This window comes from Prochlorococcus marinus XMU1406 (assembly GCF_017696055.1).
Classification (GTDB): Bacteria; Cyanobacteriota; Cyanobacteriia; order PCC-6307; family Cyanobiaceae; genus Prochlorococcus_A; species Prochlorococcus_A marinus_W.
Genome location: NZ_JAAORG010000003.1, coordinates 407,360 through 421,693, shown reverse-complemented (window position 1 = coordinate 421,693; position 14,334 = coordinate 407,360). Strand labels below are relative to the sequence as shown.

At 31.6% G+C, this 14,334-nt stretch carries 15 protein-coding genes and 2 tRNA genes; 8 read left to right on the top strand and 9 right to left on the bottom strand.

The window, feature by feature from the left end; all coding sequences use genetic code 11:
* Positions 1-2: 2 nt before the first annotated feature.
* Positions 3-449 (top strand): N-acetyltransferase, encoded by a 447-nt coding sequence (locus tag HA149_RS08745; protein ID WP_209114894.1) that lies wholly within the window; start codon positions 3-5, stop codon positions 447-449.
* A gap of 10 nt (positions 450-459) precedes the next feature.
* On the opposite strand, the gene HA149_RS08740 is transcribed toward HA149_RS08745, so the two are convergent.
* A tRNA-Arg gene (locus HA149_RS08740) sits at positions 460-533 on the bottom strand.
* A 77-nt stretch (positions 534-610) separates the two neighbouring features.
* Between HA149_RS08740 and recF the strand changes: the two genes are divergently transcribed.
* Both recF and speD read left to right on the top strand, forming a co-directional pair.
* A complete protein-coding gene (gene recF / locus HA149_RS08735; RefSeq protein ID WP_209115367.1) occupies positions 611-1,702 on the top strand; it encodes a DNA replication/repair protein RecF in 1,092 nt (363 codons plus the stop codon).
* A gap of 52 nt (positions 1,703-1,754) precedes the next feature.
* On the top strand, positions 1,755-2,189 hold the full coding sequence (gene speD / locus HA149_RS08730; RefSeq protein ID WP_209114892.1) for an adenosylmethionine decarboxylase: 435 nt from the start codon (positions 1,755-1,757) through the stop codon (positions 2,187-2,189).
* Positions 2,190-2,195: 6 nt separating this feature from the next.
* Here speD and larE read toward each other — a convergent pair whose 3' ends face one another.
* Positions 2,196-3,020, bottom strand: a complete 825-nt coding sequence (larE, locus tag HA149_RS08725; RefSeq protein WP_209114890.1) for an ATP-dependent sacrificial sulfur transferase LarE — start codon at positions 3,018-3,020, stop codon at positions 2,196-2,198.
* 108 nt (positions 3,021-3,128) lie between these two features.
* Between larE and HA149_RS08720 the strand changes: the two genes are divergently transcribed.
* On the top strand, positions 3,129-4,289 hold the full coding sequence (locus HA149_RS08720) for a cob(I)yrinic acid a,c-diamide adenosyltransferase (RefSeq protein WP_209114888.1): 1,161 nt from the start codon (positions 3,129-3,131) through the stop codon (positions 4,287-4,289).
* Between the two features lie 14 nt (positions 4,290-4,303).
* Here HA149_RS08720 and moeB read toward each other — a convergent pair whose 3' ends face one another.
* Positions 4,304-5,449: a molybdopterin-synthase adenylyltransferase MoeB gene (moeB, locus tag HA149_RS08715; RefSeq protein WP_209114886.1), complete on the bottom strand. Its 1,146-nt coding sequence runs from the start codon at positions 5,447-5,449 to the stop codon at positions 4,304-4,306.
* Positions 5,450-5,743: 294 nt separating this feature from the next.
* Here moeB and HA149_RS08710 point away from each other — a divergent pair, with 294 nt between their 5' ends.
* Positions 5,744-6,109, top strand: coding sequence for a CAAD domain-containing protein (locus HA149_RS08710; RefSeq protein ID WP_011819180.1), 366 nt, complete (start codon positions 5,744-5,746; stop codon positions 6,107-6,109).
* A gap of 6 nt (positions 6,110-6,115) precedes the next feature.
* Here HA149_RS08710 and HA149_RS08705 read toward each other — a convergent pair whose 3' ends face one another.
* Positions 6,116-6,994, bottom strand: coding sequence for a fructosamine kinase family protein (locus HA149_RS08705; RefSeq protein ID WP_209114883.1), 879 nt, complete (start codon positions 6,992-6,994; stop codon positions 6,116-6,118).
* Positions 6,995-6,999: 5 nt separating this feature from the next.
* Between HA149_RS08705 and crtD the strand changes: the two genes are divergently transcribed.
* Positions 7,000-8,505 carry a C-3',4' desaturase CrtD gene (gene crtD, locus HA149_RS08700; protein ID WP_209114881.1) on the top strand — a complete coding sequence of 502 codons (1,506 nt, stop codon included), beginning with the start codon at positions 7,000-7,002 and terminating at the stop codon, positions 8,503-8,505.
* On the opposite strand, the gene HA149_RS08695 is transcribed toward crtD, so the two are convergent.
* A complete protein-coding gene (locus HA149_RS08695; RefSeq protein WP_209114879.1) occupies positions 8,495-9,334 on the bottom strand; it encodes a prephenate/arogenate dehydrogenase in 840 nt (279 codons plus the stop codon). The genes crtD and HA149_RS08695 overlap by 11 nt on opposite strands.
* A gap of 95 nt (positions 9,335-9,429) precedes the next feature.
* Here HA149_RS08695 and HA149_RS08690 point away from each other — a divergent pair, with 95 nt between their 5' ends.
* Together HA149_RS08690 and HA149_RS08685 are read left to right on the top strand one after the other, a co-directional pair.
* Positions 9,430-10,878 carry a DNA helicase gene (locus HA149_RS08690; RefSeq protein ID WP_209114877.1) on the top strand — a complete coding sequence of 483 codons (1,449 nt, stop codon included), beginning with the start codon at positions 9,430-9,432 and terminating at the stop codon, positions 10,876-10,878.
* Positions 10,879-10,907: 29 nt separating this feature from the next.
* Positions 10,908-11,153 carry a DUF2839 domain-containing protein gene (locus tag HA149_RS08685; protein WP_025895071.1) on the top strand — a complete coding sequence of 82 codons (246 nt, stop codon included), beginning with the start codon at positions 10,908-10,910 and terminating at the stop codon, positions 11,151-11,153.
* Positions 11,154-11,155: 2 nt separating this feature from the next.
* On the opposite strand, the gene recA is transcribed toward HA149_RS08685, so the two are convergent.
* The 4 genes from recA to HA149_RS08665 all read right to left on the bottom strand — a co-directional run bounded on the left by recA (position 11,156) and on the right by HA149_RS08665 (position 14,332).
* A complete protein-coding gene (gene recA, locus HA149_RS08680; RefSeq protein WP_011819174.1) occupies positions 11,156-12,253 on the bottom strand; it encodes a recombinase RecA in 1,098 nt (365 codons plus the stop codon).
* 112 nt (positions 12,254-12,365) lie between these two features.
* Positions 12,366-13,142, bottom strand: coding sequence for an HAD family hydrolase (locus HA149_RS08675; protein WP_209114875.1), 777 nt, complete (start codon positions 13,140-13,142; stop codon positions 12,366-12,368).
* A gap of 16 nt (positions 13,143-13,158) precedes the next feature.
* A tRNA-Gln gene (locus tag HA149_RS08670) sits at positions 13,159-13,230 on the bottom strand.
* 94 nt (positions 13,231-13,324) lie between these two features.
* Positions 13,325-14,332 (bottom strand): LdpA C-terminal domain-containing domain, encoded by a 1,008-nt coding sequence (locus tag HA149_RS08665; RefSeq protein WP_209114873.1) that lies wholly within the window; start codon positions 14,330-14,332, stop codon positions 13,325-13,327.
* Between the last annotated feature and the right edge of the window lie 2 nt (positions 14,333-14,334).

Below are 14,334 nucleotides of genomic sequence, written 5' to 3'. Positions count from 1 at the left end.
AATTGCAATATTTTTCTAAAAAAAAACTTATTCTTCCAGAAGGTTATTTTGTTAACTCTTCGCAAATCCCATTAGCTAAAGAAGTTAACAAACTTTTAGCAAATTGTGGTTGTGAGACATTTCCAATAAAACCTCTTTATGAGGCTATTCAGAAAAGTAATTTCTTTTTTACCATACAGAGTGAATTAAAAAATAATTTATATGGCTTTGTAAGGGTTACTTCCGACAGGGGATTGAATGCTAACTTGTGGAATTTAAGTGCATTGCCAGGTAATAATCAGCAACTATATTATTCAATATTGCTTCAAGTCACTCTTGAGAAAATAAATAGAGAAATGCCTGGATGCAGTATTTCCGTACAGGCCCCTATATCTTCGTTCCTAAGTTTGGAGGAAAATGGATTCATATTAGATCCAAATGGAATACGAGTAATGGGATATAAACTTTAAAATCATGTTACGAGCATGGAGGGATTCGAACCCCCGACTCTCAGAACCGGAATCTGATGCTCTATCCAACTGAGCTACATGCCCTCTAATTTTTCAATTTCTTTAAAGAAAATCTAAACATTTTAAACTTAGCTAATTTAATTAATGAATGCACAAAAAAAATTTTTTTAAATAAATTAAAAATTAAAAATTTTCGGAACCATAAAAGTTTTGAAATTGATTTAAAGGAGCAAAGAGCAATTGTTCTTGGTTGTAACGGTATTGGCAAGTCAAATTTACTTGAATCGGTTGAGTTTTTAAGTCAATTAAAATCAAACAGAGCATTAAGTGATAAAGATTTAATAGAGAATGACAGTGATATGGCTGTAGTCATAGGGCAGATAAATTTTAAAGACGATTTAAAGTTACATTTATTCCGAAAAGGCCCTAAAAGAATTTATGTCAATGAATCAATCTTGAAAAAACAGAGTGAAATAAAGAATTATATAAGGAGTGTATGTTTCTGTTCTAATGATATAGATATTGTTAGAAGTGAACCCAGTTATCGAAGAACATGGATTGATAAAGTCGTATCTCAGCTTGAACCAGTATATTTAGACCTGATAAGTAGATTTAATAGGCTTTTAAAACAAAGAAGTCATTTTTGGCGTTCGGAAAGTTTCTTAAAAACTCAATCCACAGATATTGTTGAAAGCTTTGATATTCAAATGTCAATAATAAGTACAAGAATTTTTAGGCGCAGAAGAAGAGCTTTATTAAAAATAAAACCATATGTTGAATATTGGCATAATCATTTAAGTAAATCTCAAGAGCAAATAGACATAAATTACCTTTCGGGGATACAAAATATAAGTCCAGAAGAAGAAGAAGAAGAAGTTATTAGTAAAAAAATAGAAGAACAACTCTTTAATCAGCGTTCAATAGAAGCATTGACTGGTAAATGTAATTTTGGCCCTCATCGTGATGATGTTGAGTTTCTAATCAATAATGTTTCAGTTAGAAAATATGGTTCTTCTGGACAGCAAAGGACTTTTATCTTGGCTTTAAAGATGGCTGAACTCGATTTATTAACTAAAACATTAAATGTTCCTCCAATACTTATATTAGATGATGTCTTGGCGGAATTAGATTTAACCAGGCAAAATTTGTTATTAAATTCTGTTGGTAAAGATAGTCAATGTTTTATAAGTGCGACACATTTAGATAAATTTAATCAGTCTTTCTTAGGCTCGTCACAAATGATTCACTTATAATTTAAAAAAGGCATGATTTTTAGCTAATTTTAATTTCATATAAATTTCTTAAATGGAAATCTACAAAAAAAATCAAATTTTAAGTTCGTTAAGTGATGAGCAAAAATTAAGTCATCAAAGTAAACACCTTTTGTTGGAACTTTATAGATGCGATCGCGAAAAATTAAATGACGAATCCTTTTTGCGTTGTATTTTAAATAGAGCTGCTAAATTGGCAAATGCAACAGTTTTGAATTTGATAAGTAATAAATTTGAGCCTCAGGGGGTTACGGCAATTGCATTACTGGCAGAATCTCATATTTCAATACATACTTGGCCTGAATCTAATTATTCGGCAGTCGATATTTTTACATGTGGTCAAAATATGATGCCTGCACTAGCTAGTCAATATTTAATTGAATCTTTGATGGCTAAAGAACATTCTTTGCGTGTCATTGAACGAAATCCACCTTCAACAGTCTCTAACCAGATCAGAACGGTTGTTTGAGAATATTTATCTATTTAATTTTCCGCTTACTAGTCCCTCAAGATCTAAACTTGTGCAATTAAATCCTAAATTAGAAAAATATTGAACTAACTCACTAAAATTATATTTGCTAAAAAAATAATTTAATTCATCTTGGGGAATTTCTATTCTTGCAGTTGAACCTTGGCATCTAACTCTAACCTCTGATAATCCATATTCTTTAAGATATTCTTCTGCTTTCTCAACCATTTTTAGCCTTTCACTAGTTATTTCATGGCCATAAGGAAATCTTGATGATAAGCAAGGTTGAGCAGGTTTATCCCACCAAGGAAACCCCAATGCTCTTGATATATCCCTAATGTCTTGTTTTGAGACTTTAAATTTTGCAAGGGGAGAGATAACTCCTGCTTGTTTTGAGGCTTGTATACCTGGTCTGTAATCTTTAAGATCATCTAGATTGACTCCATCTAAAACAATCTTGTAATTAAGTTTTTTTGAGAGGTAGGTTGTATGTTTGTGTAGCTCTTTTTTGCATGCAAAGCACCTATCCTTAGGATTTTTGGTGTAACTTGATTGCTCTAATTCTGATGTTTTAATTTCTAAATGCTTTACTCCAATCCATTTTGCTTGCCTTCTTGCTTCTTGGCGAAGAGTATTGGCTAATGCAGGAGAAATACCAGTTATAGCAATTGCTTTCCTACCTAATTGCTCGAATGCCAATGATGCTACTAGTGTACTGTCAACTCCTCCGGAGTAAGCAATACAAACACTATCAAGATTCTTAATGTATCTTCTAATTGTATAAAGCTTTTCATTTTGTTCATCAGAGAGAATTTCTAGTTGATTGAACATGCTAATTACTTTAAAATTCAAATTACCTATGAATAGGTTGAATTTATTATTAAATTTTTAATAATATTCTTATCTATATCTTAGATTAAATTTACTAATTTTGTTCAATTGACGAATACGAGTAGAAATAGAGGAATTGGAATTGTCACAGCAAGTGACAGTCAAGAGAGATCAAAAGGTCAATTACATATTTATGATGGAGAGGGTAAGGGAAAAAGCCAGGCTGCATTGGGAGTAGTTCTCAGGACAATAGGATTAGGAATATGCGAAAAAAGACAGTCAAGAGTTTTACTTCTAAGATTTTTAAAAGGCCCTGAGAGGTCATATGACGAGGATTCAGCTATAGAGGCTTTACAAAGAGGCTTTCCACATTTAATTGACCATGTAAGGACAGGAAGATCTGAATTCTTTACTGCTGACCAAGTGACAAAGTTTGATGTTGGTGAGGCAGAGAGAGGATGGAATATTGCTAAAGGCGCAATTGCTAGTTCTCTTTATTCTGTAGTTGTACTCGATGAGTTGAATCCAGTTCTTGATTTAGGAATGCTTGATATCAATGAAGTAGTTGATTCTCTTCAAAATCGTCCAGATGGATTAGAAATAATTATTACTGGAAGGGCAGCCCCGCCCTCTTTGGTAAGAATATCTCAACTCCATTCAGAAATGAGACCACGTTTAATAGGAGACTTATCAGAACCAACCAAAGAAAGTAGTTCTAATGGTGGAATTGAGATTTATACAGGTGAAGGAAAAGGTAAATCCACAAGTGCACTCGGTAAGGCTCTTCAAGCTATCGGTAAAGGAATATCTCAAGATAAAAGTCATAGAGTTTTAATATTACAGTGGTTAAAAGGTGGAAATGGATATACAGAAGATGCTGCCATAGAAGCTTTAAGAGAGAGTTACCCTCATTTAGTAGATCATTTGCGTTCAGGCAGAGATGCCATCGTATGGAGAGGTCAGCAACAACCAATTGATTATGTTGAGGCTGAAAGAGCATGGGAAATTGCTAAAGCTGCTATTTTGTCGGGCTTGTATAAAACAATCATTTTAGATGAATTGAATCCAACTGTTGATTTAGAGTTGTTGCCTGTGGAATCAATACATCAAACGCTCTTAAAAAAACCAGCAGATACAGAAGTTATAATTACTGGGAGGTGTAAAAATGAACCTTCCTATTTTGAACTAGCTGATGTTTACTCTGAAATGGTTTGTCATAAGCATTACGCAAATGTAGGAGTTGATTTGAAAAGAGGTGTAGATTACTAACTATTCTTAAAAAATTAATTGCACAATATTTTTTTTACCTTTTCAATGCCGCCTTCAATAGATCTTGACTGAATTTTGAATTTAGACAAGATTCTTGAAGCTTTTTCAGAGCGTTTCCCCGATTTACATATAGTGAAAACCTCTTTATCTAAACTTTCTTTTTGAATAAATTTTAAGTCAGATTCTTGGTTCAAATTACTTAAGGGAATTGAGATAGATCCCTCTATTGCAGATGTAGAAAATTCTTCATTTTCTCTAACATCAATTAAAAGAATTTTGTTGGGTTTTGCTTTGTATAAAATATTAAAGTCATTAGCATTAATACTGTTAATTGTATCGTTTTTCTCACAATATTCATCACTATAATAAAAGCTCTCAAACTGAGACAGATTTTTTATTCGTTTATTTAACTGATCACTTTTTAGATGTAATTTTTTCATATTCATATTCAATAGATCAAAAATTAACATCTTCCCATCTAAAATTTCACCTTTTTTCAAAATTATTTTGATAATTTCATTAACCTGAAGAATTCCTATTAAACCTGTTGAAACACCCACAACCCCGTATTCTGCACAACTAGGGGCAGCATTTTTTGAAGGAGACTCTGGAAGTAAGTCTCTTAAATTAGGACTATTTTTATATAAATTGAAAACACTCACTTGCCCTTCAAAGCCTTGTACACTTCCAAAGACTAAGGGTTTATTTAATATCAGGCATGAATCATTTATTAAATATCTTGTGCCAAAGTTATCCGAGCAATCACAAATAACATCAAACTCCTTTATTAATTCAAGAGCATTTTTAGGATTAATTCTCTTTGAAAAGGTTAATATTTCACAATTAGGATTGAATTTTTTAATTCTTTCCCTGGCAGAATCAATTTTAAGATTACCAATAGTATTTGTTTCATGAATTATCTGTCGCTGGAGATTAGACTTTTCAACTTGATCGTTATCAACTATTCCAATTCTCCCAATTCCTGCTGCAGCTAAATAAAGCAAAACGGAAGACCCAAGCCCACCTGCACCAATGCATAATACTGAGCTGTTTTTAAGATATAGTTGACCCTCATAACCTATCTCTTTGAGAGTGAAATGTTTTTGATATCTTTCTTCTTCATCAGAGTTTAAGAAATTAAATTTGATATCTTTGGACATTTCGATCCCTTAATTTTTGCGAGCTAAACTATGAAAACATAATAATTAAAATAAAAATTTTAGCCTTTTAAATTTTTCTTATTACAGTTATTTATTAATGTTTTTGTTAGAACTAGACGATAATGTGAAGTTTTTATAAATCAATTTTAAGCTTAAATATCTTCAGAAACCCTATATACCAAGGCTTCTAAAAAAATACAAATTGTTTCGGTTCGGAATTTTGCACAACAAAAAGGTAGTCAACAGACGTTTTTTCCGATACTGTCTGGTTCATATATTAAGTTTACTGAATTCATGAGTGATAACACTCCAGAGTCAAACCAAGACTCCGGCTCCGATACAAGCTCAGAAACCAAAAGTTTTTCAGAGAAGTACTCTGATGTTATGGGAAAAGTCAACGAAACCCTTGGTAATGTTGATTGGACTCAAATGGGTAAGTACGGCAAGGCGGCAGGCATTATTGCTGTTGTCGTAATAGCACAGATAATAATTAAAGTTGTCATTGACACGATAAACTTTTTCCCAATTCTCCCTGGTTTACTAGAACTACTAGGCGTAATTGTGGTCGGTCAATGGAGCTGGCAAAATCTTCGTACCAGCGAAAACCGTGAAGCTGTTTTAGATAAGGTACAAAATCTTAAGAAGACATATTTAGGTTAGTTAAAATTACATGTTGAGTATTGCTTTTATGTAATCTTCAACTTGTTTTAAGTACCCCCCCCCAAACATATTGGCATGGTTCAATATATGATAAAAATTATAAATAATAATTCTTTTTTCAAATCCGTTTTTTATAGGAAAAACTTTATGATATTCATCATAAAATTCTTTTCTAAAACCTCCAAATAGTTTTGTCATAGCTATATCTACTTCATTATCTGCCCACCAAGATGCTGGGTCAAAAATAACCCCCTTTCCACTTTTGTCCATTCCTGCATTACCTGACCACAAATCACCATGAACTAAAGCATTTATTGGATTGTGATTCAGCAATTCTGATTTAATTTTTTCTTTAACTTTATTTATAATTTCTTTATCTAAAGTCGTTGATTTAAGAATTAATAGTTGAGGTATTATCCTTAAGTTTAAAAAACAATCTATCCAATTATCTTCCAACCCTTTCTTCTGATCTGTTGTTCCGATAAAACCCTCAACTGGAAAACCAAACATTTTGGGATTAGATTCAGCTGATTTTAAATGTAATTCACCTAAACCTTTTCCAAGCTTTTTTTGGTCAAAGTTATGCATATCTATCCATTCAATTAAAAGAATTTCTATATTGTTTATATTTTTATATGCAATAACTTCTGGAATAACTAAGTTTTCTTGATTAATGTATTTTCTCAAATCTAGAAGACAATATTTTTCAAATTCGAGAAATTTTTTGTTTCTGATGTTTCTTTTAAGGAATAACTTTTTGTTTGAGAATTCTATTCGCCAGGCACTATGAATATCACCACCATGTACTTGTTCAATATTTTTTGGATAGGTTTCACCTAATTCTTCACAAATTTCGTTAATTTCAATAGAGGATAATTTTTGCATTTTTAATGAGAAAGTCTGAAGTTATTGTTGTAGGCGCCGGTATAGCAGGACTAACTTCTGCAGCGATTTTATCAAAACAAGGCTTATCAGTGACTTTAATCGAATCTCATACTCAAGCCGGAGGATGTGCCGGTACTTTTAAAAGAAAGAATTATACTTTCGATGTTGGCGCAACTCAGGTTGCTGGTTTAGAGAAGGGAGGAATACATTCTAGAATTTTTAATTTTTTAGATATTCCATCCCCAGAAGCCACAATTTTAGACCCTGCTTGCATTGTTGATTTAAATGATGGTGGTAATCCTATACCTATTTGGTATGAAAAAAGTAAATGGATTGCTGAACGAGAAATGCAGTTTCCTGGGAGTCAAAGATTTTGGAAGCTTTGTACCCTAATACATGAAAGTAATTGGATATTTGCTAATAATAATCCTGTATTACCAATAAGTAATTTTTGGGATTTTTCTCAACTTCTCAAAGCACTAGTACCTTCAAACCTTGTCACAGGTATCTTACTTAAATCTACTATTTTTGATCTATTGCGGATATGTGGATTATCCAAGAATGAGCGCTTGATTAAATTCTTAAATCTTCAATTAAAACTTTATTCTCAAGAGGACGTTTATAGTACTGCAGCATTATATGGATCTACTGTTCTTCAGATGTGTCAACAGCCACATGGTCTGTGGCATCTTAAAAAATCTATGCAGTCTTTAAGTGAATCATTAGAAAGTTCATTAATTAAAACTGGAGTTAATTTAATTTTTGGACAGGAAGTCAATTCTATAACTTTTGACGACGTAAATATGTGTTGGCAACTATCTGCTAATTCGAAAAAAAAATCATTTATTTATCATGCAAAAGATGTGATTTATACCGCACCTCCACAATCTTTGCTCAAGCATTTGAAAGATCCTTTAGAAAGAAAAAAAAATTATAAAAATCGACTTAATAATTTGCCTGATCCAAGTGGAGCTGTAGTTTTTTATTCAGCCTTAAAAAAGGAACATATTAAAAAAACATTCTCTAATCATTATCAATTTGTTTCAAAAGAATTTTGTTCGTTATTTGTATCAATTAGTGATGATGGTGATGGAAGAGCGCCAAAAGGTGAGGTTACTTTAATTGCCAGTATCTTTACCAAAACTAAAGATTGGTTTGATCTAGATAAACAAACTTACTTAAAGAAAAAAAATGGTTTCATGAAAAAAATATCACTTGAATTGGAAAGTCAATTTGATATTGATCCTGAAAAATGGCTACATAGAGAATTAGCAACTCCATTGGGCTTTGAAAAATGGACAAAAAGACCTAATGGAATAGTAGGCGGGCTTGGTCAAAATCCAGATATTTTTGGTTTATTTGGATTATCAAGTAGGACACCTTTTGAAGGTTTATGGTTATGTGGAGATTCGATTTATCCAGGAGAGGGGACTGCAGGTGTTAGTCAGTCTGCATTAATGGTTTCAAGACAAATTTTAGCTTCCAAAGGTATAGAAAATTTTAGTTTATAAAATTTTGTCTGTTTTCTTTTGCTTCAGCAAGTTTTTGAGAAAGTAAATCCCAATTTTTTTCTTTAATAAGAGATTCCAGTATATTCAGCTTATTTTTAAAATTATTAATGGAATTTAAAACATTAATCTGATTATTAATAGCCAAATCTAAGCCTAGTTGTTCATTGCCTCCGCCAACTCTCGAAGTGTCAGCAAATCCTGTAGCAGCTAATTTTTGCGAGAGATCTAATAAAGATTGATTATTTTTTGTTTGCGCAGTTTCTATGAGGGCAGAAGCTAAAAATATAGGCAAATGAGAAATTAGAGATACTGCTTCATCATGCTCTTTTGGCGAAGCTTGGCAAATTTCACAATCAATTGATTTTATGAGCTCGGAAATAGTTCTGACTGAATTTAAATCACTATTTTGTGTTGGGGTAATAATCCATTTTGCATTTTTAAAAAGACCTTCAAAACCTGAATCAACTCCTTTTTTTTCTGTTCCTGCCATTGGATGAGATCCAATAAATAGAGGATGTGAATTTTCCCATGTATTTACAATTGGTTCTTTTACAGAGCCGACATCAGTTAGTATTGCTTCCTGAGGTATTGATGCTACTAATTGTTGCGACGGACTGATCAAATCTTTGATAGGCAATGCCAAAATTATTAGCTCACATTTTTTTAACAAGCTCAGATCACAGCTAATAAAATTTGCAAGTTTTTTATCCTTAGCTTTTTTTTCATTAAATTCATTATTTGCTATTCCATAAATTGTATGATTTAGACTTTGGAGTTTTAATCCTAAAGAACCACCAATTAATCCTAATCCTACTATTCCAATTTTCATAAATTAATTAATTCAAGACCCTCTTTTATTGATACCAATTTTTTGTATATTAGGTTCATAAATTTTGTATATTTTTGAAATTAAATTAATTATAAATGCTTGAAATTTTAAGTCATCAATATTTGAAAAATTTTTTGAGAGATCAAAGTATTAATTGGGAGCACATATATTCTTTTGGGAGGATAGTTTCCAAATGTATTGAAAATGATTCTACCTATCTAATTAATTCAGAAATTTTCTCTAGCTATGATTGGTTACCTCCAATTTTGATTTCTTTATTTTTAAAGGAAGAGGATTCAACTTTTATTTTATCTAAAGAAAAAATCCAATTTATAAGCCAATTTCAGATTGATTCATTGAAAAATCTAGGTTTTAATTTTATTTTGAAAAATGATCAATTTATTTTTGCAAATCATCATGTTCACTTGATAACTATCCAAAATTTTCTTAATGATCCCAATTCTCGTAATCTTAGAAATCATCGAATAGTTTATTCAGGAATTGAGGATATAAAACAGGATTTAAAAAATCATTTTAGGATTTCTTTACTTAAAAAGGATTGGACAAAAAATTTTAAAGAATTTGAATTAATCAATCAAAAATTTATAAAAGTATATGATTCGTTGAAGAAAAAGTTCTTCTTGAGAAAGGTCTTAGGAAATAGTTATATCAATTTAAATGAAAAAGAAATTAGGTTCTTGTCAAACTTTTTTCATGAAAATTCTTTTTTTTCTGATAAATTTTTAAGTGTCAACAAAGCATTATCTCAAGGTTGGGCATGCTGGGTAAAGTTAAACGATACAAATTTAGATTGGAATTTGTATTTACAGCCAATAGATGAACTTTTTCAAATTAAGGAATTTTTTTCAAATAATAAATTTGTTTTTTTATCAACATTGAGAAAAGATAATTTTTTCCAAATGTATTTTAAAAAACATAGTTTAGATATTGACTTGGTTATTAATTTTAAGAGTAATTTTGAAGAGAAAAAGATTTCTTTATATATGCCCTCTAAACAGTTGCTTCCTAATAATCCTCTTTTTACCAATTCAATCTTGGACAAATGCAAAAAGTTAATACTTTTTAGAAAGGGTTTAACTTTAGTGTTGTCTGATGATATTGATTTAAAAACTAATCTTGCTACAGAATTAGCTTCTACTTACGGGAAGAGAGTATTGCTAGAGACAATTCCCTCTGGTAAAAATGAAATTCTTTGCTCTAGTTTTGACTGGTGGATTATGAATTCTTATTTAATTCAAATTCCAGAACAAATTATCATTCCTTTACTTCCGATTCCGAATATGTCAGAACCCATTAATGCAATTACTGTCTCTCATAAGAAGAAGCTTTCTCAAGATTGGTTTAGAGACTTCTTTCTTCCTCAAGCTAGAATTAAACTTGAAAGATCTATTTCTCCTTTAAGAAGAAATTCAGGTAAGTTAATAATCCTAGATGGAAGAGCAAATAAAAGAAACTGGGGAAGATTACTTTTGCAAAACATTCAACCCTCAAAACAAATTAACTATATGCTACCTTTTGATTAGGTTATGATTTTGTAAATAACTAAAGAAATATGGGAGAAGCAAAAAGACGTAAAACACTTGGTTTACCTCCAAAAAAAAACAATACTAAAACTAAAATTGATGAGTCTCCAAGATTATTTGAATGGCTTCCCTTTACAATCAATCAAAGAGATAACCTAATTAAATTAAGTATTAAGGCCAGTTGGTTTGGAATCGGAGGGTTAGTAATCTTATGGATTGTAGTGAGATTTATAGGCCCTGCTGCTGGGTGGTGGACTTTAGCTGATTCTTTATAAATCTAAGCTACTGTTTTTATATCATTAACAGCGATTGTATTAGCAGGATTGCTATTTAATGCTTTCATTGAATTAGAACTGACTTCAGTTCCTTCTGTTAATTTCTCTTTAACCATAGATTCTACTTTATTCCTGATTTCTAAGTTTTGATCAAGCCAAATAATTGTATTATCTCTTCCTTGTCCAATATTTTCTCCTTCATAACTATACCAAGCACCTCTCCTTATGATGATATTGGTCTCTTCTGCTAAATCTAATAAGCATCCTGTTGTACTAATACCTTTCCCAAAGAGAATATCAAATTCTGCAATTCTAAATGGTGGTGCAACTTTGTTTTTTGCTACTTTCACTTTTGCTCTTATGCCATATTCCTCAGTACCTCTTTTAAGAGTTTGAATTCTTCGGATATCAAGTCTTACTGAGGCGTAAAATTTTAATGCATTACCTCCTGTGGTTGTTTCTGGATTGCCGTATGTAACGCCAATTTTTAGGCGTAATTGATTCAGGAATATTACCGTACATCCAGATTTGCCAATATTTCCTGTTATTTTCCTCATTGCTTGGCTCATTAGCCTTGCTTGGCTTCCAATTACGTGATCTCCCATCTCTCCTTCTATCTCGGCTCTTGGGGTTAGTGCTGCGACCGAGTCAACAACTACAAGATCTACCGCACTCGATCTTATAAGTTGGTCAACTATTTCTAGAGCCATTTCACCAGTATCTGGCTGTGAAACTAACAAATTTTCAACATCAACACCTAAAGAGGCCGCATAAACTGGATCGAGTGCATGCTCAGCATCTACAAATGCAGCTACTCCTCCATTTTTTTGGACTTCCGCAATCGCGTGAAGCGTTAATGTAGTTTTTCCTGAACTTTCTGGTCCGTAAACTTCTACTACTCTTCCTTTTGGATAGCCTCCTCCTAATGCTAAATCTAAGGTGAGCGCTCCAGTTGATATTGTTTCTACTTTCATTCTTGAGGCGTCACCAAGTCTCATTATTGAACCTCGTCCAAAATTTCTTTCTATTTGACCTAAGACAAGACTTAATGCCTTGTCTTTTTCTTTTGATTCAGTTTTTTTCTTTTCTTCAAGGCTCATTGTTTGATTTATCGGTTAAAGTTCTTGTAATTATTCTAAATTTGGAAATTTTTATTTAAACCAAACTTCATAAATACAAACTATAGTACATCTGTACTCTAGCTGATTATCTTTAAATTGCAACTAATTCCTCAACTTTCTCTAATTTTAATAATTTAATTTCATTACTTAAAGTATATCTATCTGATCCTTTCAAATATCCCCAATCAGCTAGGAAGCATGGAATGTGAGAAGTTTCTGAATTTTGTTTAATATCTATTAGAGTATTTTTTCTATCTTCTATAAAGCCTAAAATTTCATAAGTTTGTGTAAGCTTTTCAGCTATTTTGATTTTAGTTCCGGATTCATAACCAAAAATAAATTCAGGAAAAATATTTAATTGTTTAAGAATTTTTTCTGCAAATACTTTTCCTTTAGTTGTTATAACTCCAGTTTTTATTCCTCTATTCCTCAATTCTTTCATAAAATTTATAATTTCAAAAAAAGGATTATGTAAATTTACCCAAGATTTAAAATCTTTATCAATTTGGTACTTGCGAGACTTATCTAACATTTTTTGTAAATCTTCTGCTATCCAGGAATTTTCATTTAATATCCTCTGGCAATTTTGATGATAATTATTAATAAAATCATCTTTATTATCAATTTTTAATGGATTTTCTTTTTTTAAAATTTCGTGAGCAATTAGAATCATTTCCCAACCATATTTAACCCAAGGCCTAATTTCTTTGAAAGAATTTGGTACTCTTTTATAAAGTTTTTGATCAAAAGAGATATAGGGTGAATTTAAATATCTTTCACAGGCCAGCAAGGAGCTATGCCAATATTCTTGCATTCCATCGACTATTACTCCATCGAAATCAAATAGAAATATTTTTTGAGAAGACACCAATAAAATATTAGAACTGGGCCGCTAGGATTCGAACCTAGGAATGTCGAGACCAAAACCCGATGCCTTACCACTTGGCGACGGCCCAATGAATTTCTATTTTAATACATGAAAAGATTTTTTTCTATCCAAAAAATACAAAGTTTTTATAAACATGGCGCTAGTTTTGAAAAATAAAAATATTATTTGAACGAGCTCGATTTCCATGGCTCTAGAAATTTCTGAGCTTTTTTGATCGCTAAAGCCATTTTTTCAGGATACTCATAAAGTTTTTTGTTATTTTTGTGAGCAAATTCAATATGGGGCTGCATAATTTTTCTTGCAGCACTTCCAAATGCTATTCCGTCTGGGAGATTGTTTGAATTCAACAATTCATGAGTTTTTTCATTTGTTCCTCCTGCTAATTGAATTAATCCTGGTGGAAGATCTGAACCGATTTTTTCAAACAACTTAACAGCATCTCTACTTGTTGTAGGAGCAAGATCTCCAGACATTGGCCTTCCATCTAGTTGCCAAATAAGGGGAATATCTAGCTCATTCAGAATTTCATATCTTTCCCAAAGAGCTTTCAAAAGATCTTCGGGCTCTTGGGCTTTTTTGAAAGATTGATTTAATCCACAACTAATAGATATCTTGTCTAATTTCATTCCAGAACTTTTAAGGATACTTACAACTTTTGTAAAAGAATCTAGGCGATTGATTTCTGTATGAATTTCTACTGCATTAGGCCTTATTTTTTGAAGTGTTGATGCTAAATCATTTTTTGACAAATTATATTCATATTCACTAATTAGATTTAGAGGACAACTATTTAAACATCTTCCACATCCATAACATTTACTCTCTTTAATTCCGAAATTATCAATTGCAAAGGTGGGGCATACTTTTTCGCATGGTCTTGGACAACTAGGGGGACATTTTAAAGGATCAAATTTTGCTTTTCGAAAGTGGATATCATTACCATCACTAATACTTATCATTAATCCAGGGGAGTTTTTAAAGACTTTTTTTGCCCAATCGATTCCTTTTTTTGCTGCATAAACTATAGATTCTTCTGCTGCAACATCTATGTAGTCGACACCAGCAGCAGTATAAATTGCACATAAATCTTCTATGGCAACAATATCTTCATTACTGGCACCACAAATTAACTTAATCCATTTATCTTTTTTATTCTTGGTTTTAATCAAAC

What these genes read in the sequence shown, in the direction of transcription:
- larE (WP_209114890.1), bottom strand. Translation starts at nt 3,020, where the DNA reads ATGTTCAATCAACTAGAAATTCTCTCTGATGAACAAAATGAAAAGCTT.
- recA (WP_011819174.1), bottom strand. Translation starts at nt 12,253, where the DNA reads ATGAGCCTTGAAGAAAAGAAAAAAACTGAATCAAAAGAAAAAGACAAG.
- speD (WP_209114892.1), top strand. Translation starts at nt 1,755, where the DNA reads ATGGAAATCTACAAAAAAAATCAAATTTTAAGTTCGTTAAGTGATGAG.
- HA149_RS08710 (WP_011819180.1), top strand. Translation starts at nt 5,744, where the DNA reads ATGAGTGATAACACTCCAGAGTCAAACCAAGACTCCGGCTCCGATACA.
- HA149_RS08690 (WP_209114877.1), top strand. Translation starts at nt 9,430, where the DNA reads ATGCTTGAAATTTTAAGTCATCAATATTTGAAAAATTTTTTGAGAGAT.
- crtD (WP_209114881.1), top strand. Translation starts at nt 7,000, where the DNA reads ATGAGAAAGTCTGAAGTTATTGTTGTAGGCGCCGGTATAGCAGGACTA.
- HA149_RS08685 (WP_025895071.1), top strand. Translation starts at nt 10,908, where the DNA reads ATGGGAGAAGCAAAAAGACGTAAAACACTTGGTTTACCTCCAAAAAAA.
- HA149_RS08705 (WP_209114883.1), bottom strand. Translation starts at nt 6,994, where the DNA reads ATGCAAAAATTATCCTCTATTGAAATTAACGAAATTTGTGAAGAATTA.
- HA149_RS08695 (WP_209114879.1), bottom strand. Translation starts at nt 9,334, where the DNA reads ATGAAAATTGGAATAGTAGGATTAGGATTAATTGGTGGTTCTTTAGGA.
- moeB (WP_209114886.1), bottom strand. Translation starts at nt 5,449, where the DNA reads ATGTCCAAAGATATCAAATTTAATTTCTTAAACTCTGATGAAGAAGAA.